Genomic DNA, 20,407 nt, shown 5'->3' with positions numbered 1-20,407 from the left:
CGTGCACGCAGACTTCTCGCGCCTGACCTTCCGGCCCGGCAAGCACTACTCCGCGGTGCTGACCCAGCAGGGCCGGGTCCAGCTCGACGCCGACGCCAACGAACAGGCAGCGATCGAGCGGTACCAGCTGCGCACGCTCGCCGCCGACCTGATCGGCCGCCGCGGCGGACCGGCCGGGGCGGCCGGATTCGCGATCGGCTACGTGCCGGGCAACCACGACGTGGACGACCTCACCATCGGCGGCGGCCGCTACTACGTGGACGGCATCCTGTGCGAGGCCGACCGGCCCGAGCCCGGCATCGCCGTGCCCGACGACGGCGGCCAGGGCAACGGCGGCGACGCCCGGGAGGCGCCCGCCGGCTGGACGTACTGGGACCAGCCGGACGCCTACCGGGACCAGGAGCGCGACGGCGACCGGCTGCCCGGCGAGTTCCCGTTCCTGGTCTACCTGAAGGTCTGGGAGCGCAGCGTCACCGCCGTCGAGGACCCGGAGATCCGCGAGGTCGCGCTCGGGGCGGCGATGCCCGACACGGCGGCCCGGGCCAAGCTCGTCTGGCAGGTACTCGCCCTGCCCGCCTCGGAGTTGAGCGTTCCGGACGGCGGGGCGTCCCGGGTGCGGGAGGCCTTCGACGCGTGGGCCGAGGCACACGAGCGGCCGGGCGGACTGCTGGCCGCGCGCGCCAGGCGGCCGGAGCGGGCGAGCGAGGACCCGTGCCTGGCCCACCCCGAGGCCGGCTACCGGGGCCCGGAGAACCAGCTGTACCGGGTGGAGGTCCACCACGGCGGCTCGGCGGAGGGCTGCGCCACGTTCAAGTGGTCCCGGGAGAACGGCTCGGTCGTCCTGCCGATCGCCTCGATCGAGGGCGTCTGGGTCGACCTCACCACGCTGGGCGACGACGACAAGCTCAGCCTCTCGGTCGGAGACTGGGTCGAGGTCGCGGACAGCGCGTACGTCAGCCGCAGCGAGGCAGCGAACCTGCTCCAGGTGGAGGAGACCGACCTGCCCGGGCGCCGGGTGCGGCTGTCCGCCGAACCGGTACCGGAGGTCGGGCGGCTGGCCGAGCGCCACCCCTTCCTGCGCCGCTGGGACCACCGGGCCCCCCGCGGCCGGGACGCCCTGCCGCTGGCCGGCGGCGCCCTGCAGTTCAAGGAGGGCGCCTGGCTCGACCTGGAGGACGGCGTCCAGGTGTACTTCCGACCGGGCGGCGCGTACACCCGGGGCGACTACTGGCTCGTCCCCGCACGGACCGCCACCGGCTCGGTGGAGTGGCCGCAGAACACGGCCGGCGAAGCGCTGCTCCGGGAACCGGCCGGGGTCCGGGTGCACCATGCCCCGCTCGCCTGGGTGAAGGGCCCGACCACGGTCGTCGACCTCCGACAGACCTTCGCCCCGCTGACCGCCCCCACCCCGCAGTAGGGCCTGCAGCCGGGGGGATCGGGTCCGGGGCGGCCGACCGCTCCACCGGCTCCCGGCCCGGCACACAGCCCGGCCGGGACGACGACTGCATCGAGATCACCGGCATCCGCGGGATCGCGCCCTTCTCGTTCCCGGCGGCGTCGTACTCGGCCACGATCCACAGTGCGGACTCGGGGGCCGAACCTGCGGCGCTCCGGCCTCGGGGCCGGGCCGGACCCGGGCGGCTCGGTCACTGGTCATGGGGGTGGAACCGCCCCTCGTGCCCTGGCGGGCCGACCCGGCCGGCGGGACGGTGCCGCCCGGGGCCGGCCGCGGGGCCGGTGGATCCGGGGCCGGGGCCCGGTCGCCCGACGATCACCGACTCCGCCGCTGCCACGAACGACACCGGGGTGACGGGTCCAAACATGCGGAACAGCGGTGCCCCGATTCTGGCTCGTTTCCCGCACTCGGCACCCCGTGGCCCCAGGTCGTGCTTGTGGCCGGAGGGATGCGCACCTAGATTCACGACGTGTCGATCCAGTAGCTGAGAGTGGCAGCGGCGTCCCGCCGTGAACTCGGTGCCCGGCGGTCCGATCGTGGCGGACAACGCCCTCTTCCCCGGTCGGGTGGAGATCCCGCCGCCGGCGATGACCGACGGCGTCACCCCGGCCTGGAAGAAGCCCCGATCCGTTCCCCTTCCTCTCGACTTCCTCGTGGAAAGGCTCACGCATGACCGCCCTCACCGGACAGCACGAGAACGGCCGGCACGTGAACAGCCCGTCGGACCACGACTCGGACCCGCACGAGACCGACCTGCGCCGGATCCGCGCCCTGATCCTGGCGGCGGACGGGCCCGAGGAGCAGCTTGCGGCGGTGATCAGGTCGGCGGGCGCCGAGCAGACGGCCGCCGACCTGGTGGACGAACTGCTCAGCCGGGCCGACCTGAGCGAGCAACTCGCCGCCGCGGCGGCGGTGGTGCAGTTCGAGCTCGCCTTCGACGGCCAGGTGCTCCGGCACCACCTGCTGACCGGCCCCAAGGCCGAGCACCGCACCGGGCCGGCCGACGAGCCCAGCGCCACCGTCGAGCTGGACCTGCTCGACCTGGCCCGCGCCGTCTTCGGCGCCCGGCACACCGCAGGCCACCGCACGCCCCGGATCACTTGGCACGGCATCGAGGACCCGGCTCGGCTGATGCCCGCGCTGGCGGGCTTCCCGGTCGTCCAGCAGCTGCTCCGCGGCTTGGCGGAACAGCCGCTCGACCTGGCCGAGTTGTCGCTGCGCCACGGTTCGGACAAGTGGGGGCTGCACTACTACACCGAGCACTACGCCCGGCACTTCGCCCCGCTGCGGGACCGGCCGCTCACCATCCTGGAGCTGGGGATCGGCGGCTACGCCGACCCGGCGGCGGGCGGTGGCTCGCTGCGGATGTGGAAGCGCTTCTTCCGGCGGGGCCTCGTCTACGGGGTCGACGTCTACGACAAGACGGCGCTGCGCGAGCAGCGGATCCACACCGTCCAGGGCGACCAGGCGGACCCGGCCTTCCTCACCGCGCTGGCCGAGCGGATCGGGCCGATCGACATCGTCATCGACGACGGCAGCCACTACTGCCCGGACGTCATCGCCGCCTTCGGCGCGCTCTTCCCGCACGTGGTCCCGGGCGGGCTCTATGTGATCGAGGACCTGCAGACCTCCTACTGGCCGGGCTACGGCGGCAGTTCGGAGCGGCTCGACGACCCGACCACCAGCATGGGCTTCCTCAAGCAGCTGCTCGACGGCCTCAACCACGAGGAGCACGAGCCGCCGACCGCGCACCGCCCGAGCGGGACCGACCGGACGCTGGCCGGCGCGCACTTCTACCACAACCTGGCGATCCTCGACAAAGGCCGCAACGAGGAGGGCACCGTCCCCGCCTGGATCCCGCGCCGGCAGCTGAGCGCCGAGGAGATCGCGGGCGCCCAGTGGGCCGCCGAGCTGCAGTCCGAGCCGCAGCCCGAGGCCGGCCCGGACCAGGACCCCAGCTGAGCCGCGCGGCCTGCCGCGCCCCTTCCCCCTCCCACATCGCGCTTCTTGCTTCCCTCTTCCCTCGTTCCTCCTCCCGATACCGAAGGAGTAGCAGTGAGCCACATCCTGATGGTCAACATCCCGGCCCACGGCCATGTCTTCCCCACCCTGGCGGTCGTCGGTGAACTGGTACGCCGCGGGCACCGGGTCACCTACGCGGCCGTCGACGACTTCGCCCAGGCCCTGGCCGAGGTCGGCGCCGAACACCTGCGCTACGACTCCACCCAGCCGCTGGACAGCGTGGGCGGTCCCGAGAACGGGCGCACCCCGCTGATCTTCCTGGACGAGAACATCGCCATCCTGCGCGCGGTCCAGGAGTGGTTCGGCGACGACAGGCCCGATGCGGTGGTCTACGACGCCGTGGCCTTCCAGGCCGGTCGGGTACTGGCCCACACCTGGGGGCTCCCGGCCGTCCAGTCGACGCCGTTCTTCGCCTCCAACGACACCTACTCCTTCGTGCAGCAGATGATGGAGGCGGACGGCGCGGTCCCGCTCACCGAGGAGGTGCTGGTCGAATTCGGCGGGCGGATGGCCGAGTTGCTGGCCTCGCACGGCATCGACGAGCCGGCGCACGAGTTCATGATGCGCACCGAGGCCCTCAACCTCGTCCACGTGCCGCGGTTCTTCCAGCCGCACGGCGAGAGCTTCGACGAGCGCTTCGCCTTCGTCGGACCGTGCCTCGCGGACCGCTCCTTCCTGGGGGAGTGGCAGCCCCCGGCGAGCGGCCTGCCGGTGGCGCTGGTCTCGATGGGGACCGTGCACAACAAGCATCCGGAGTTCTTCCGGCTGTGCGTGGACGCCTTCGCCGAGCTGCCCTGGCACGCCGTCGTCTCGGTCGGCGAAGGGATGGACCCGGCCGACCTCGGTCCGCTGCCGGACAACGTCGAGGTCCACCGCTGGGTCTCGCACCTGGCGGTGCTCCGGCACGCCCGGCTGGTGATCACCCACGGCGGCATGGGCGGCGTGCTGGAGTCCCTGGACGCCGGCTGCCCGATGCTCGCCCTGCCGTCCTGGCCGGACGTCGCGGCCAACACCGCGCGGGTGGCCGAGCTGGGCCTCGGCCGGGAACTGCTGCCGGCGGAGGCCGACGTGAGCCTGCTGCGGGCCGCGATCACCGAGGTGGCCGCCGACGCGGCCGTGCGGGAGCGGGGCGCCGAGGCGCAACGGCTCACCCGGGAAGCGGGCGGTGCCACCCGCGCCGCCGACGAGATCGAGGCCTACCTGAAGCGCACGACCTGATCCCACCGCAGGGCCCGGCGTCCCCGACGAGAAGCGGAACGATCAACGGCCGCCAGGGGGCCCGGTGGGCGGTGCGCGCCACTATGGCCTGTCTTCAAACTCCCCTCGTCCGCCCGGAGGGCGGGCGGGGCGGCGTTGGGGTGCGTGCATCGCAAGGCGGAGGTGGGGGCACCTCCCGGCCGAAGGCTGGGGGCGGAGCCACTGCGGTGGGGGCACCTCCCGGCCGCCAGGCTGGGGGCCATTGGCGACCGACGACAACGCGGCGAGGTGCGTGCCCCGGCGTCGCCCCGCAGGCGGGGGTTTGAAGACAGGCCATAGGGTGGGCCGATGTCATCGATCAAGCAGTTCCAGGTCACCTTCGACTGTGCGGAACCCGAGCGCCTCGCCCGTTTCTGGTGCGAGGTGCTCGGGTATGTCGTGCCGCCGCCACCGGAGGGGTTCGCCACGTGGGAGGACTACAGGAGCGCGCAGCCGGCCGAGCGGCGGGACGCGTGGTTCGCCTGCGTCGATCCGTCGGGCGTGGGGCCGCGGTTGTACTTCCAGCGCGTTCCCGAGGGCAAGGCCGCCAAGAACCGGCTGCATCTCGATGTGCGGGTCGGTACCGGGCTGGTGGGTGAGGAGCGGCTGGCCGCGCTCGAGGCCGAATGCGCACGGCTGGTCCCGCTCGGCGCGGTACACGTGCGGACGCTGTACGACGGCAACGACGCGTGCATCCCGATGCAGGACATCGAGGGCAATGAGTTCTGCATCGACTGAGGAGAGGCCAAGGCGTGCCGCGCCGACAGCTCTTGATGGGCCGTCAGGCATCCGAGGGGCGGTGTGCGGGCGATCCGGGCAGAGCCGTTTCGGGGAGTTCCTCGCCGGCAGCCGCTCCGTCGGGGCCTCCGGGTGCCGGGCTCCGGCGCTCCTCCCGGACGGTCGGGAGGCCTTCCTCCGGGAGCTCTCCGACCGTCAGCCCGGTGCCCCGGAGCCCTGCTCGTGCCGGCCCCGCACGACCTCGTAGGCCCGGTGGAGCTCCGGGCCGCGCGGCTCGGTCCCGACGCCGCCGCCGAACAGGTACCCCGAACTCGTGACCACTCCTGTGAACAATGTGAAAGGAGGGGACGGCGGTGCGGCCCAGGCGTCGTGCAGCAGACGTGGGACCGACAGCACAATGCCGCAGAATCCGGCGTTCGACCGGATCGGGAACCCGTCTTGCGGCACGATATCCATACGGTATCCGGATCTGGGAAAATATCTGCCAGCATACCGGCGGAGTGCATTCCCCGCCTTCGGAATGAACTTTTTCGACCCGCCTCCGACAGGAAACTCACGGGGGGAGATCAGGGAACAGTGCGCCCCGCCCTCTTCTAGGACTCAAGGAATTCCGGGAGAACGCGAGGTGGCCATGTCCCGACGCTCAACACTCCGAGGGAGTGCGCCCGGGAGACCAGAGCGGGCCGGTTCGCGGCCTGGAAATGGCGCATCATCAGCCCGATGCGGTACTCGATGCCCTGCGGGCTCAGATAGAGCGATGCCGCCAGCCGGGCGGTCGAGATGCCGACCGCGACGCCTTCCAGGATGCGGACGTCCACGTCGGTCAGCCGCCGGACGCCCGCGCCGCGGGCAGGGCCCCCGTCCGCCGGACGGGCGGCGGACTCGGACCGCGCCGGCCGCTGCGCGGGCTTGATCTCCTCAGAGGTCGCTGACAGTGTCACTTCTCGGTCCCCCCTTCCCTGTCGTCCGTGCTCTCAGGTGCGCAGCGTGCCGGCGAGGTGGTCGCGGAGCATGCCGGTCACCTCGTTCGCCCGGCTGCTGAGGTAGAAGTGCCCGCCGGGGAAGACCTTGAGGTCGAAGGCACCCGTCGTGCGGTCGCGCCAGCGCCCGGCCTCGGGGACCGGCGTCCAGGGGTCCTGGTCCCCCACCACGGAGGTGACCGGGCAGGTGACCGCGGCGTCACGGTCGACCCGGTAGGCCCGCAGGGCCTGGTAGTCGCCGCGCAGCGCGGGCAGCACCATCTGCAGCAGTTCCTCGTCCTCCAGGAGCCGTGCGTCGGTGCCGCCCATGGCTTTGGCCTCGGCCACGATGCCCTCGTCGTCGAGTGGGTGGGTGTGCTCGGGCCGGTCCGCGGACGGCCCCTTGCGGCCGGAGACGAAGAGGTGGTCGATCCGGCCGCCCGCGCGCTCGATCCGCCGGGCCACCTCGAAAGCGACGAGCGCGCCCATGCTGTGCCCGAAGAGAGTCAGGGGGAGGTCGTCCCAGCGGCGCAGCGCTTCGGACACTTCGTCGGCCATGCGGTGCAGGTCCCGGCCCCCGGCTTCCTTCCGGCGGTCCTGCCTGCCGGGGTACTGCACGGCCAGGAGGTCGACCGGGCCGCACAGTGCGGCGGATACCGGGAGGTAGAAACTCGCCGAGCCGCCGGCGTGCGGAAAGCAGACCAGTCGGCGCGTGGCCATGGGCGAGGGATGGAAGCGACGGCACCACAGGTCGCTGTCCAAAGAGAGGGAGGTCATAGCGGCCTTTCATTCCCTTCGAAATCCGCGCAGTGCCGACGGGCGGGGTGTGGTGATCGAGTGGGACAGCATCCGCACCGGCAGGCTGCCTGGTGCGCGCTAATACGGGGAGTCCCGATCGACGGCGACCGGCGAGCGAGTCACGGACACCGCATATGACACCCTGCCATACCCCTCGGAATGTCAGCAAGTACGCGCCTGATCGCGCCCGGCCGCTCCTGTCCGGGTTCAATTCCGGCCATCTCTCCTGGTGAATGGTGAGAACGTTGCGGTGCGGAGCAATCCTGTGGGATTTACCTGGCTCCGACTCGGCAGCAACGGTCCGGCCGGACCGCGCACCGCGGATCCGACCGAGGAGGCGAGGGCACCTCATGGCAAGGCTGCACGCCGTCGGTGACCTCCGCGGCATCGACGCGGAACCGGAGGGTCCGCTGCCGGAGGGGATGTTCCAGGCCGCGCCGGCAGCGCCGCATCACCCCCGGTCGACGGCGGTGCGGCAGCGATCGGTTTCACCGGCCGGTGGGCCGTGGTGGGCGGGCCTGGTCCCGACCGCCGTGATGGTGCCGCGCAGCGTAAACCCGACATGAGCGCAAGAGCCGCACTCTAGGAATACATCTAGATACGACAGGACCGCGTTGACCCGTACACAGCCACCCAAGACGCTGGAGGCAGTCTTGCCCACCGGTCGTGCGATGAAGAGGACTCCGTTGAACTTCCTGTTGCTGGGTCCGCTTTCCGTCCGGCTGAACGCGCGTGAGGTGCACGTGTCGGCGCCGAGGCAGCGCGTGGTCCTGGCAGCGCTCCTCCTCAACGCCAACCGGGTGATCTCGGTCGACCGGATCGCCGAGTACGTCTGGGACGGCGCCCCGCCGCCGAGTGCCGCCGCGACCATCCGCACCTATGTGATGCGCCTGCGGCAGTCGCTGGGCGAGCACGCCTCCGCCCGGATCCTCACCCGGGCGCCCGGCTACCTCCTCGAACTCGGCGAGCACGAGAGCGATCTCGGGCAGTTCACGGCCCACCGCCGGCGCGCCGCGGAGTTGGCCGAGCGCGGAGACCTGGAAGGTTCCTCCGCCGAGCTGGCCGAGGCGCTCGCCCTGTGGCGCGAGGAGCCGCTGGCGGACATCCCGTCGCAGACGCTGCGCGACGTGGAGGGCCGCTACCTCCAGGAGCTTCGCCTGCAGACCCTGGAGCTGCGGTTCGACGCGGAGCTGGCGCTGCTGCGGCACGCCGAGGTCGTGCCGGAGCTGGTACGGCTGGTGCGGAAGCACCCCTTACGGGAGGCCCTGGTGGGCAAGCTGATGCTGGCGCTGGGCCGCTCGGGACGGCAGTCGGAGGCCCTGGACCTCTACCAGCGCACCCGGGCGCTGCTCGTCGAGCAGCTCGGCGCCGAGCCGAGCACCGATCTGCGCGAGGTCCACCGGCACATCCTCTCGGCCCACGACCGGCCCCGCGCGCCCGACCCGCTGGAGCAGCCCGAGAAGGCCCCGGAGGCGGCCGTCGCGCCGGCGCCGGCCGCTGCCCGGGAATGGTCCTGCTGGCCGAGCCCGGCGCAGCTGCCCTCGGTGCCGCTGCCGCTGTCGGCCCGCTCCGGCGCGCTGGCGCGGCTGCAGCACTTCCTCACGACCGGCACGATGCCCGCGGGCATGGTGGCGACGGCGGTGGTGACCGGCCGGGGCGGTGTCGGCAAGAGCGCGCTGGCCCTGCAAGCGGCGCACGCCGTACGCGGTTCCTCGGTGCACGGCCAGCTCTACGCGGATCTCGGCGGAGCCGCGCGGCCGCTGACCGCCCGGGCGGTGCTGCCGCGGTTCCTGGCGGACCTCGGTGTGCCCCGGGACGAGATACCCGAGGAGGAGTCGGAACGGGAGAGCCTCTACCGCTCGCTCACCGCGGGCCGCCGTCTGCTGGTGGTACTCGACAACGCCTCCAGCACCGCCCAGGTGCGGCCACTGATACCGGGTAGCGGGGGCAGCAGGCTGCTGGTGACCAGCCGACGGCGGCTGGCCGATCTGGAGGGGGCGTGCCCCATTCTGCTCGGCCCGCTGGACGAGGCCGGGTCGCTGGAGCTGCTGGGCAGCATCGTCGGCCCGGCCAGGGTGGGAGCCGAACCGCGGTCGGCCCGTTCGGTGCTGACGGTCTGCGCGGGCCTGCCGCTGGCGATCCGGATCGCGGGGACCCGGCTGCTGGAGCGCCCGCACTGGAGCATCGGCCGCTTCGCCCAGCGGCTCACGGAGGCCCCGCAGCTGCTGGACGAACTGTGCGCGGGCAACCTCGGTGTCCGGCCCTGCCTCGACGCCGAGCACGCCGGGCTCCGGCGGACGGCTCCGGCCGCGGTCGACCCGGCCGAGGTGTTCACCGCGCTGGGGACTGCCGGAGCGTCTTCGGTCTCCAGCAGTAGGGTCGCGGTGATGTTCGGCTGCTCCGAGGCGCAGGCCGAGGAGGCCCTGGACGCCCTGGTCGAGGCGAATCTGCTGGGTGCGCCGGCGGGGGGCCGCTACCGGCTGGACGCGCTGCTGCGGGCGTACGCCCGCGAGCGGGCGCAGGCGGTCGCCGTACGGCAGCACGGTCACCCGTACATGCGCGCCGGGTGACCGTCCCGGCGGCCCGGCGACGGGCACTCGGCGGCCCGGTCCCCCTTCCCCCCGATGCTTTTCGACCCGATCTCCTTCAACCCGATCTCCTCCGAGAGGACCTCCGCGCCATGGCCCACCAGACAGAAGCCACCCACGACCTGCTCGCCTACGTCCGGGAGGTCTCCCTCCGTGACGACGATCTGCTCAGGGAGCTGCGGGAGGCCACCGCGGACCTGCCGGGCGGGACCGCCATGCAGGTGATGGCGGAGGAGGGCCAACTGCTCGCCCTGCTGGTCGGGTTGACGGGGGCGCGGGCGGTGCTGGAGATCGGCACCTTCACCGGCTACAGCACCCTGTGCATGGCCCGCGCGCTCCCGGCCGACGGGGTGCTGGTGTCCTGCGACATCGACGACCGGTGGCCGGCCATCGGCGCCGACTTCTGGAAGCGGGACGGGGTCGACTCGCGGATCGACCTGCGGATCGGCGATGCCACCGCGACCCTGGACGCGCTGCTGGCGGAGCGCGGGCCGGAGAGCTTCGACCTGGTGTTCATCGACGCGGACAAGAGCAACTACGTCCGCTACTACGAGAGTTCGCTGGCGCTGCTGCGCGCCGGCGGTCTGATCGTGGTCGACAACACCCTCTTCTTCGGCCGGGTCGCCGATCCGGCCGCCGTGGACCCGGAGACCGCCGGGGTCCGGGCTCTGAACCGGCTGCTGCTCGAGGACCCCCGGGTGGAGCTGTCGCTGCTGGTGATGGCCGACGGGATCACACTCGTCCGCAAGCGCTGAGGCCGCGGGCCGGGGCCCGGCGCACCGGGCTCCGGCCCGGGAGCGCCGGGCCCCGCGGCGGTCACGACGTTCCCGGGCCCCCTTCCGGCACCTTCAGGTCGGGTGCGTCCACGCTCATGACGGTGGACACCACGCGCGGGCCGGGAACCAGGTGCAGGCGCTGGAGTCCGGTGTCCTCCGGAGCCGGCGCGAGGACGGCGGCGCACGGGCACGGGGCTTCGTCCAGGCCCTCGAAGCCCGCGAACCGGTAGGCGATCTCCATCATCCGGTTGCGCTCGGTCGCCCGGAAGTCCGCGACCAGGTGGACTCCGGACCGGGCGGCGGCGTCGGCCAGCCAGTTCAGCAGGGTCGCACCGGCGCCGTAGGCGACGACCCGGCAGGAGGTGGCGAGCAGCTTGAGGTGCCACAGGCCCGGGTGCCGCTCCAGCAGCAGGACGCCGACCGCGCCGTGCGGGCCGAACCGGTCGGTGAGGGTGACCACCAGGACCTCGTGCCGGGGGTCGGTGATCAGGCCGCGCAGCACCGCGTCCGGGTAGTGGACCCCGGTCGCGTTCATCTGGCTGGTGCGCAGGGTGAGTTCCTCGACCCGGGACAGCTCCTCGCCGGTGGCCCGGCCGATGCGCATCCGCAGGTCCAGGGAGCGCAGGAACTCCTCGTCGGGGCCGGGCGCGGCCGCCCGCTCGGCCTCGCGGAGGAAGCCCGCCTGGTACATCTGGCGCCGCCGCCGGGAGTCGACGGTGCTGGTCGCGGGGGTGAACTCGGCGAGTTCGGGGAGAGCGAGGACCTGCTCGGCCGGGTAGCACCGCACGTCGGGCAGGTGGAAGGCCACTTCGGCGCGTTCGGCGGGCCGGTCGTCGACGAAGGCGATGGCCGTGAGCGCGAAGTTCAGCCGATCGGCGATCCGGCGCACCGACTCGGACTTGGCGCCCCACCCGATCTCCGGCAGGACGAAGTACTCGGCCAGGCCGAACGCCTCCAACCGGGCCCAGGCGTGCTCGTGGTCGTTGCGGCTGGCGACGGACTGGAGGATGCCGCGGGAGTCGAGCTCGATCACCACCTTGCGCACCTCGTCCGGCAGGTGCACCTCGCCGTCCTCCAGCAGGGTGCCCTGCCAGAGGGTGTCGTCCAGGTCCCAGACCAGGCACTTGACGGTCTCAGCCATGTCGTCCTTCCTCGTCTCGTCGGCTGCGGGCCCGCATCACGGTGCCCCCGGAGCGGAGAGCGCGTGCTGTGCCAGCATCAGCCGGCACAGCTCGTTGCTGCCCTCGATGATCTCCATCAGCTTGGCGTCCCGGTACGCCCGGGCCACCACGTGCCCGTCCCGGGAGCCGGCCGAGGCCAGTACCTGGACGGCCGTCGCCGCGCCCCGGGCGGCCTGGGTCGCGCTGACGTGCTTGGCCAGTACGGTCGCCACCACCTGGTCCGGCGCCCCTTCGTCCCAGCAGCGGCTGGCGTGCTCGCAGACCCGCGTGGCCACCTGCTCGGCCGTGTAGAGGTCGGCGAGGTGTCCGGCGACGAGCTGGTGCTCCGCGAGCGGCCTGCCGAACTGCTCCCGTCCGGCGGCGTGCGCGGTGGCCGCCGCCAGACAGGCCCGCAGGATGCCCACGCACCCCCAGGCGACGGACATCCGCCCGTAGGCCAGCGCGGTCGTCACCAGCAGGGCGGGCGGCAGTGCGTGACCGCCCAGGACGCTGTCGGCCGGCAGCCGCACCCCGTCGAGGTGGACGTCGGCGTGTCCGGCGGCGCGGCAGCCGAGCGGGTCGGCGATCCGCTCGATCCGGACGCCGGGCGTGTCGGCGGGCACCACGACGGCCGCCGCGCCGTCCTCGTAGCGGCCGACGATGACCAGCAGGTCGGCGTAGTGGGCGGCGGTCACCCACTTCTTGTGTCCGTCGACGACGACCGCGTCACCGTCGCGGCGGACGGTCGTCGTCATCGCCGCGAGGTCGCTGCCGGCGCCGGGCTCGCTGAAGCCGACCGCCGCCAGTGCGCCGCCGGTCAGCCGGGGGAGGTGGGCGGCCGACTGCTCGGCGGTGCCCAGGCGCTGGATGGTCCAGGCCGCCATGCCCTGGGAGGTCATCACGCTGCGCAGCGAGCTGCACAGGCCTCCCACGTGGGCGGTGTACGCGCCGCTGTGCATGCTGCTGAGCCCCCAGCCGCCGTACTGCTCCGGGACTTCGGCGCACAGTCGGCCCTCGGCGCCCAGTTCGCGGAGCAGGTCCGGCGGGATGAGGCCGGTCCGGTCCCACTCCCCCGCCAGGTCGCCGACCCGCAGGGTGACGGAGGTCATCGCGCTGCTCAGGTCCTCACCCATGCTGGCTCCCAGCGGCGGGCACCCGGAGCCGGTCCACCAGCTCCGCCATCCGCCGTACGGTGCGGAAGTTGTCCAGCCGCAGGTCCGCGCCGCGGACGGCGATGGCGTAGGTCTTCTCCAGGTGCACCACCACCTGCATGGCGAAGAGGGACGACAGGCCGCCGGCGCCGAACAGGTCGGTGTCGGCGTCCCAGGCGGTTCCGGTGCGTCCTTCCAGGAATCCGAGCAGTTCCTTCTCCAGGTCGTGGGTGTTGGGCGTGTTCGCTGCGGTCATGGCCGTCTCCTCTTCGGGGTGATCGGTCGGGGTGATCAGGTGTAGTCGTAGAAGCCGCGCCCGGACTTGCGGCCCAGCCGGCCCTCGCGGACCAGCCGGAGCAGCAGTTCCGTGGGGCGGCAGCCGTCGTCGCCGGTCCGTTCGTGGAGCACGGTGAGGGAGTCGACGAGGTTGTCGATGCCGATCAGGTCCGCGGTGCGCAGCGGGCCGGTGGGGTGTCCCAGGCAGCCCTGCATCAGGGCGTCGACGTCCTCGGCGCTCGCCGTGCCCTCGCCCACGACCCGGGCCGCGTCGTTGATCATCGGGTGCAGGATGCGGCTGGTCACGAAGCCGGGTGCGTCCCGGACGACCACCGCCCGCCGCCGCAGCGCCGTGAGCAGGGCCGCCACGGCGGCCATCGCGGCGTCCCCGGTCCTGGCGCCGCGGACCACTTCGGTGGTTCCGATCAGGTAGGGCGGGTTCATGAAGTGGGTGCCGACCAGTTCCTCCGGCCGTTCCAGGGCCCCGGCCAGTTCGTCGACGGGGATGGAGGAGGTGTTGGTGATCAGCAGGGTTCCGGGCCGGACCAGTCCGGAGACCTCGGACAGGACGGCGGCCTTGATCGCGGCGTTCTCGGTGACCGCCTCGACGACGGCGGTGGCTCCGGCGGCGGCCTTGAGCGAGGTGCCGGTGGCCAGGGCGCCGAGGGGCGTCCCGTCGGGCAGGGCGCCCATCAGTTCGGCCAGCCGGAGTTCGCCGTCGATCAGGTCCGCGGCCCGGTCGAGCCGTTCCCGGTCGATGTCGACCAGGTGGACCGGCAGGCCGTGTCCGAGGGCGAGGACGGTGATTCCGACGCCCATCACCCCGGCTCCCAGCACGGTGAGGGCCTGTCGCGGGGGGGAATCGTCGTACGGGGCTGTGGTCAACGGGTTCTCCTTCGTTTTCACCGGGCACCGGGGGTGCGGAGGGTGCTGTCGAGCCAGTCGGCGACGGCGTCGCCGGTGGTCGCGACATGCTGTTCCATGATCGAGAAGTGGTCTCCGGGGACGTCGACGACGGTGTCGGCGCCGGCCCAGGTCGAGCGCCAGTCGCCGGCTTCGGCGGACGGGCGGCCGAGCGGGGTGGAGGCGCGGACCAGCAGCAGCGGGGCGCGGACCGCCGGGGGCTTCCAGTCGTCGAGCAGACGGAAGTAGCCGCCCATCGCGGTCAGCCGGGCCCCGTCCATCGGGGCCGCCCGGTCCTCGCGGGCGAACATGCCGCCCAGCAGGACGTCGTTGAACTGGGTGATGCCCTGGTTGTCGGAGAGGTAGGTGTCCAGGAGCACCACGGCCGCCGGGCCCTCGCCGCGCTGTTCCAGCGCGGCGGCCACGCCGTGGGCGAGCGTGCCGCCGGAGGAGGAGCCGGCCAGCACGAGCGTCCGTCCGGGCAGTTCCCGGAGCAGTGTCGTCGCCTGGAAGTCCAGCAGGGCCGACATGTCGGCGGGCAGTTCCTCCTCGGGGACGAATCCGGGGGCGTCGAGGGCGGCGACGGCGTAACGGTCCCGGAAGCGGGCGGCGAAGCGGGCGTACTGGTGGGCGCCGCCGAGCGCGACGATGGAGCCGAAGCAGACGAGTACGGGGGCGTCGGCGCGCTCGTTCAGGCGCAGCAGCCGCGGGCCGGTGCCGGCGGCCGCGAGGTCACTGCCGCTGTGGAAGGCCGGGCGCAGGGCGGAGGCGTTCTTGAGCAGGGCGATGCCCTCGTCGATCCGGCCGAGTGCGCAGGCCTGGCGGAACAGCACGCTGACCGGGTCGGTGTCGGCGGTGTCGGCGGTGTCGGCGCCGGGCGCGGCTGCTCCGGTTCCGGCTGCGGGTGCCGTTCCGGGCCGGGGGGTGTCCTCCGCCCGGGCCTCGGCCGCGAGGCGCGCCGCGAGCGCGGCAGGGGTGCCGCTGTCGAAGACGGCGGAGGGCCGTAGCCGCAGTCCGGTGGCGGCGGCCAGCCGGTTGCGGAGTTCGACCGCGGTCAAGGAGTCGAATCCGACGGAGAGGAAGGGCACCGTCGCGGACAGCGCCCCGGAGTCGGTGTGGCCGAGGACTTCGGCGGCCTCGGCGAGGACGAGTTCGCGCAGGACCAGCTCGCGTCCCTGTTCGTCGGCGGCGGCGTCGAGCCGGTGCCGCAGCGCTGCGGGGGCGGTCGGCGTCCCCTTCGCCCCGGTCGTCGCGGTCGGGCCGCGCCGGACCAGGGAGCGCAGCATCGGGTGCACCGGGCCGTCGCCGCGCACGGTGAGGTCGAGGTGGGCCAGGACGACGGGGCTCCCGTCTCCCGGCGGGGCGGCGTCCGGGGCGCACACGGTGTCCAGCAGGGCCATGGCCTCCTGGTCGGAGAGTCCGCGGGCGCCGCGCCGGTCGATGCGCTGCCGTTCGGCGCCGCCGAGCTCCGCCGTCATTCCGCTCACCCGCTCCCAGGGCCCCCAGGCGAGGGACAGGCCGGGGAGCCCGAGCCGTCGGCGTTCCGCGGCGAGGGCGTCGAGCGCGGCGTTGGCGGCCGAGTAGGACGCCTGGCCGGGGCTGCCCAGCACGCCCGCGGCGGAGGAGAAGACGACGAACGCGGCGAGGTCCGCTCCGCGCGTCAGCCGGTCGAGGTGGTGGGCGGCGTCGAGCTTGGGCCGCAGGACGGCGGTCATCCGCTCCCCCGTCAGCCCGTCCAGCAGGCCGTCGTCGAGCACTCCGGCGGTGTGGACCACGGCGCACAGCGGATGGCGTTCGGGGATGCCTGCCAGGGCGGCGGCCAGAGCCTGACGGTCCGTCACATCACAGCCGAGGGCGGTCAGTTCGGCTCCTGTCTCGGCCAGCTCCGCCGTCAGCTCCGGCATGCCGGGGGCGTCGGCGCCGCGGCGGCTCAGCACGAGGAGGTGGCGCACCCCGTGCGCGGCGACCAGATGGCGCGCCAGGACGGCCGCGAGAGCGCCGCCGCCGCTCAGCAGGACCGTCCCCTCGGCCGGCCCGAACGCGCCGACCGGCCGGGTGCCCGTCACGGTGGCCGCGGTGGCGGTGGCGGTGGCGGCCGGCGGCCATACCAGTCGGGGCGTGTACAGGACGCCGCCGCGCAGGGCCGCCTGTGGTTCGCCCGTGGCGAGCAGGTCGGCGAGCGCGTCGCCGAGACCGTCCGGCTCCGGCCCTTCGACGTCCAGCAGCACGAACCGGTCGGGGTGTTCGAGCTGAGCGGCCCTGAGCATGCCCCACACGGCCGCCGCGCCGAGGTCCGCCGGCTGCGACTGCGGCTGCGGCTGCGGCTGCGGCTGCGGCTGCGCGCCGAACGGGCCGGTCGCACCCCGGGTGAGCACCACCAGGGGTGTCCGGGCCGTGGTGTCGTCGGCCAGGTGGGCCTGGACGCGGTCCAGGACCCCGGACGCGACCGCGTGCACCGCCACGGGGTCCGCGTCCCGGGCGGGGGCGTCCGCGGTCACGGTGTCGGCGGACGGGGGGCAGGTCAGCAGCATCGCGTCGGGCGTCGCGGACGGGGGTTCGGTGGGGAAGGCGGCCGGCAGCAGCCGCTCGTCCCGCGGGCCGAGGAGGCCCCAGCGGGTGACCGGGCGCGGGCCGGGCCCGGCCGTGACCGGCGTCCAGCCGACGTGGAAGACGGAGCCGGAGGACGCCCGCAGTGCGGCGGTGGACGCCGTGCGCAGGGTGAGCGAGCCGACCGTCGCCACCGTGCGCCCCGAGGGATCGGTGATCCGCGCGGTGACGGCGTCCGGGCCGTCGGGGCGCAGCCGGACGCGCAGGACCGGCGCGTCGGAGGTTTCGATCGCGACGCGCTGCCAGGAGAACGGCAGGGGGACGCCGTCGGCGGGCTCCGCGGTCGCGGCGCCTTCGCGCAGACCGGTCGTCTGGAGGGCCGCGTCCAGGAGGGCCGGGTGCACGCCGAAGCCGCCCGCTCCGCCGGCGGGGAGGCCGTCGGGCAGGGCCACTTCGGCGTGGATCGCGTCCGCGGTGCGCCATGCGGCGCGCAGGCCCCGGAACGCCGGGCCGTAGGCGACGCCCCGGGTTTCGAGCAGCCCGTACAGTTCGTCCACGTCGAGGGGGACCGCGTCGGGCGGGGGCCAGGTGCCGGCCGGTTCGGTCGTGTCGTCCCGGTCGGCCGAGGGGTCCCGGGGTCCGACCGCGCCGGTCGCGTGCCGGGTCCAGGGCCGGTCGGCGGAGCCGGGGGCGGCCTCGGGCCGGGAGTGGAACTCCACCGGGCGCCGTCCCGTGCCGTCTTCGGCGCCCACCCGTACGCACAGTTGCACGGCCTGATCGTCGGGCAGCAGCAGCGGGGCGGCGAGGGTCAGCTCCTCCACGAGGGCGCAGCCGAGGCGGCGGCCCACGTGCGCGGCCAGCTCCACGAGGGCCGCTCCGGGCAGGATCACGGCTCCGGCCACGGCGTGGTCGGCGAGCCAGGGGTGGGTGGCCGAGGAGAGCCGGCCGGTGAAGAGGGTGCCCGCGTCGTCGGGCAGTTCGACCGCGGCGCCGAGCAGCGGGTGGTCCGCGGCGGACTGGCCGGTGGCCGCCTGGTCCCGGTCGGCCGGCAGGGCGTCCAGCCAGTAGCGGCGTCGTTGGAAGGCGTAGGTGGGCAGGTCCACCCGCTGGGCACCGGTTCCCGCGAAGAGTCGCTCCCAGTCGACGCGCAGGCCCCGGACGTGTGCCTCGGCGAGCGCGAGCTGGAGTCGGCGGAGCCCTCCGGCCCCGCGCCGCAGGGTGTCGAGCACCAGCGTCTCCGGGGCGCCCGCGTCGGCGGCCGTGTCCTCGATCGCGTACATCAGGGCGGGCTGGGGGCCGGACTCGATGAAGACGCGGTGCCCGGCCGCGAGGAGCGAGCGGGTCGCCCGCTCGAACTCGACGGTCTGCCGGATGTTGCGGTACCAGTACTCGGCGCCCAGGGACTTCGTGTCCAGCAGGCCGCCGGTCGCGCTGGAGTAGTACGGCACCGCACCCGCGAGGGGGGTGATCCCGTCCAGGTCGGAGAGCAGGCGCTCGCGGATCTCCTCCACGTGCGAGGAGTGCGACGCGAAGTCGGTTTCGATGCGAGTCGCCCACACCCCTTCCTCCAGGAGTTCCTCCACCAGGGCCGTGACCGCGTCGGCGTCGCCCGACACCGCCACCGACGACGGGCCGTTCACCGCCGCCACCGAGAGCCGGCCCGCCCACGGGGCGATGCGCTCCCGTGCCACGTCCACCGGCAGGGGAACCGACGCCATCCCGCCACGCCCCGCCAACGCACCCACGGCACGGGAACGCAGCGCGACCACCCGCGCCCCGTCCTCCAGACTCAGACCACCCGCCACCACCGCGGCGGCGATCTCGCCCTGGGAGTGGCCCACCACCGCGTCCGGAACGACGCCGAACGCGCGCCACACCTCCGCCAGTGACACCATCACCGACCAGAGCACCGGCTGCACCACGTCCACCCGCGCCAGCAGCGCCTCCGAACCCAGCGCCTCCGCCAACGACCAGTCGACGTACGGCGCCAGAGCCCGCTCGCACTCGGCCATCCGTTCCGCGAACACAGCCGATTCGGCCAGCAGCTCCGCGGCCATCCCCACCCACTGCGAACCCTGACCCGGGAACACCAGCACCGAACGGCCCGGGGGCAGCCCGCTGCCGACGGTCACGCCCGCCGCACGCACGCCCCGCGACAGGGCGGCGACACCGGCCAGCAGTTCGCCCTGGTCCGCCCCCACCACCACCGCGCGCTCCGCGAACCGCGAACGCCCCGCCGCCAGCGAGTGGCCGACGTCCGTCACGCTCAGGCCCGGTTCCGCCACCACCCGCTCGTACAGCGCCGTCGCCTGGGCGCGCAGCGCATCCGGAGTACGCGCCGACAGGATCCAGGGGACGGCGGCGGGCACCGGTTCCGGCGTGGCGGGCCCGTCGGAGGCTGCCGGGTCGGCCGGGGCCTGTTCGAGGATGACGTGGGCGTTGGTGCCGCTGGCGCCGAAGGAGGACACCCCGGCCCGGCGCGGACGTCCCGTCTCCGGCCAGGGGGCGGCCTCGGTGAGCAGGGAGACGGCTCCCTCGGTCCAGTCGATCTGGGGCGAGGGACGGTCGACGTGCAGGGTGCGCGGCATCACGCCGTGCCGCATCGCGAGCACCGACTTGATCACCCCGCCGACGCCCGCGGCGGCCTGGGTGTGGGACAGGTTGGACTTCAGCGAGCCCAGCCGCAACGGCCGCCCGGCGGGCCGGTCCTGCCCGTACGTGGCCATGAGCGCCTGCGCCTCGATGGGGTCGCCGAGGACGGTGCCGGTGCCGTGCGCCTCCACCATGTCGACCTCGGACGGGTCGAGTCCGGCACGGGCGAGCGCCCCGTTGATGACGCGCTGCTGCGCGGGCCCGTTCGGGGCGGTCAGCCCGTTGCTGGCGCCGTCCTGGTTGACGGCCGAGCCGCGGATGACGGCCAGGACGGGGTGCCCCGCGCGCCGGGCGTCCGAGAGCCGTTCCAGCAGGAGCAGGCCCAGGCCCTCCCCGAACCCGGCTCCGTCCGCCGCGGACGAGAAGGACTTGCTGCGTCCGTCGGGTGCCAGGCCGCGCTGGCGGCTGAATCCGACGTACAGGCCGGGGGTGGACATCACGGTCACCCCACCGGCCAGGGCGAGGGTGGTGTCGCCGGAGCGCAGCCCCTGGCAGGCGAGGTGGACGGCGACCAGGGAGGACGAGCAGGCGGTGTCCAGGGTGACCGCCGGGCCTTCCAGGCCCAGGGTGTAGGCGATCCGGCCGGAGGCGACGCTGGGGATGGTGCCGGTGCCGAGGAAGCCTTCCACTTCGTCGGGCACCCGGCCGAGCCGGGACCCGTATTCGCTGTAGATCACTCCGGTGTAGACGCCGGTGCGGCTGCCGCGCAGGGTCGCCGGGTCGATGCCCGCGCGTTCCACCGCTTCCCAGGACGCTTCCAGCAGCAGCCGCTGCTGCGGGTCCATGGCCAGGGCCTCGCGCGGCGAGATGCCGAAGAAGCCGGGGTCGAAGCCGGTCGCGTCGTGGAGGAAGCCGCCTTCCCTGACGTAGAAGGTGCCGGGGGCGTCGGGGTCGGCGTCGAAGCCGCCCTCGACGTCCCAGCCGCGGTCGGTGGGGAACGGCGAGACCGCGTCGCGTTCCTTGACCAGCAGCTCCCACAGGTCTTCCGGGGTGCGTACGCCGCCGGGGTAGCGGCAGCTCATCGCCACGATGGCGATGGGCTCGGCGGAGTCGTCGCGGAGCCGTCGGTTCTCCTGCCGCAGGCGCTGGTTGTCCACCAGCGAGGCGCGCAGGGCGGCGACCACCTGGTCCGTGTCGGTGGGCAT

Annotated in this window: 14 protein-coding genes; 6 read left to right on the top strand and 8 right to left on the bottom strand. The window is 73.8% G+C overall.

Annotated elements, in window-relative coordinates:
- Position 1: 1 nt before the first annotated feature.
- The 4 genes from ACFVUY_RS23585 (at position 2) to ACFVUY_RS23570 (ending at position 5,452) form a co-directional block, all read left to right on the top strand.
- Positions 2-1,417, top strand: a complete 1,416-nt coding sequence (locus ACFVUY_RS23585; RefSeq protein WP_387732856.1) for a DUF6519 domain-containing protein — start codon at positions 2-4, stop codon at positions 1,415-1,417.
- Positions 1,418-2,125: 708 nt separating this feature from the next.
- Positions 2,126-3,418 carry a hypothetical protein gene (locus tag ACFVUY_RS23580; protein WP_387732854.1) on the top strand — a complete coding sequence of 431 codons (1,293 nt, stop codon included), beginning with the start codon at positions 2,126-2,128 and terminating at the stop codon, positions 3,416-3,418.
- 93 nt (positions 3,419-3,511) lie between these two features.
- A complete protein-coding gene (locus ACFVUY_RS23575) occupies positions 3,512-4,696 on the top strand; it encodes a macrolide family glycosyltransferase (RefSeq protein WP_387732851.1) in 1,185 nt (394 codons plus the stop codon).
- A 327-nt stretch (positions 4,697-5,023) separates the two neighbouring features.
- Positions 5,024-5,452: a VOC family protein gene (locus tag ACFVUY_RS23570; RefSeq protein WP_360509319.1), complete on the top strand. Its 429-nt coding sequence runs from the start codon at positions 5,024-5,026 to the stop codon at positions 5,450-5,452.
- A 195-nt stretch (positions 5,453-5,647) separates the two neighbouring features.
- Here the strand turns inward: ACFVUY_RS23570 and ACFVUY_RS23565 are convergent, their stop codons facing one another.
- The 3 genes from ACFVUY_RS23565 to ACFVUY_RS23555 form a co-directional block, all read right to left on the bottom strand.
- The gene (locus ACFVUY_RS23565; RefSeq protein ID WP_387732847.1) at positions 5,648-5,773 is read right to left on the bottom strand and encodes a hypothetical protein; all 126 of its coding nucleotides are present in this window, start codon (positions 5,771-5,773) and stop codon (positions 5,648-5,650) included.
- A gap of 272 nt (positions 5,774-6,045) precedes the next feature.
- Positions 6,046-6,270: a hypothetical protein gene (locus tag ACFVUY_RS23560; protein ID WP_380542633.1), complete on the bottom strand. Its 225-nt coding sequence runs from the start codon at positions 6,268-6,270 to the stop codon at positions 6,046-6,048.
- Positions 6,271-6,426: 156 nt separating this feature from the next.
- Positions 6,427-7,188, bottom strand: coding sequence for a thioesterase II family protein (locus ACFVUY_RS23555; protein ID WP_387732844.1), 762 nt, complete (start codon positions 7,186-7,188; stop codon positions 6,427-6,429).
- A 707-nt stretch (positions 7,189-7,895) separates the two neighbouring features.
- Between ACFVUY_RS23555 and ACFVUY_RS23550 the strand changes: the two genes are divergently transcribed.
- Both ACFVUY_RS23550 and ACFVUY_RS23545 read left to right on the top strand, forming a co-directional pair.
- The gene (locus ACFVUY_RS23550; protein WP_387732841.1) at positions 7,896-9,779 is read left to right on the top strand and encodes a BTAD domain-containing putative transcriptional regulator; all 1,884 of its coding nucleotides are present in this window, start codon (positions 7,896-7,898) and stop codon (positions 9,777-9,779) included.
- A gap of 110 nt (positions 9,780-9,889) precedes the next feature.
- The gene (locus ACFVUY_RS23545) at positions 9,890-10,552 is read left to right on the top strand and encodes a class I SAM-dependent methyltransferase (RefSeq protein ID WP_387732838.1); all 663 of its coding nucleotides are present in this window, start codon (positions 9,890-9,892) and stop codon (positions 10,550-10,552) included.
- Positions 10,553-10,613: 61 nt separating this feature from the next.
- Here the strand turns inward: ACFVUY_RS23545 and ACFVUY_RS23540 are convergent, their stop codons facing one another.
- From ACFVUY_RS23540 to ACFVUY_RS23520, 5 genes are read right to left on the bottom strand one after another with little or no spacing between them, the layout of a single operon-like run.
- Positions 10,614-11,714, bottom strand: coding sequence for an HAD-IIIC family phosphatase (locus ACFVUY_RS23540; protein WP_387732835.1), 1,101 nt, complete (start codon positions 11,712-11,714; stop codon positions 10,614-10,616).
- Positions 11,715-11,750: 36 nt separating this feature from the next.
- On the bottom strand, positions 11,751-12,866 hold the full coding sequence (locus tag ACFVUY_RS23535) for an acyl-CoA dehydrogenase family protein (RefSeq protein ID WP_387732832.1): 1,116 nt from the start codon (positions 12,864-12,866) through the stop codon (positions 11,751-11,753).
- Positions 12,859-13,140, bottom strand: a complete 282-nt coding sequence (locus tag ACFVUY_RS23530) for an acyl carrier protein (RefSeq protein WP_387732829.1) — start codon at positions 13,138-13,140, stop codon at positions 12,859-12,861. The genes ACFVUY_RS23535 and ACFVUY_RS23530 overlap by 8 nt, the downstream gene beginning before the upstream one ends.
- A 35-nt stretch (positions 13,141-13,175) precedes the next feature.
- Positions 13,176-14,045, bottom strand: a complete 870-nt coding sequence (locus ACFVUY_RS23525) for a 3-hydroxyacyl-CoA dehydrogenase family protein (protein WP_380542649.1) — start codon at positions 14,043-14,045, stop codon at positions 13,176-13,178.
- A gap of 17 nt (positions 14,046-14,062) precedes the next feature.
- Positions 14,063-20,407, bottom strand: coding sequence for a type I polyketide synthase (locus ACFVUY_RS23520; protein WP_387732826.1), 6,345 nt, complete (start codon positions 20,405-20,407; stop codon positions 14,063-14,065).

Source organism: Kitasatospora sp. NPDC058063 (genome assembly GCF_042885395.1).
Taxonomy (GTDB): domain Bacteria; phylum Actinomycetota; class Actinomycetes; order Streptomycetales; family Streptomycetaceae; genus Kitasatospora; species Kitasatospora lactacystinica.
Note: the sequence above shows the minus strand (reverse complement) of the source record. Positions and strands in the feature narration are given on the sequence as shown.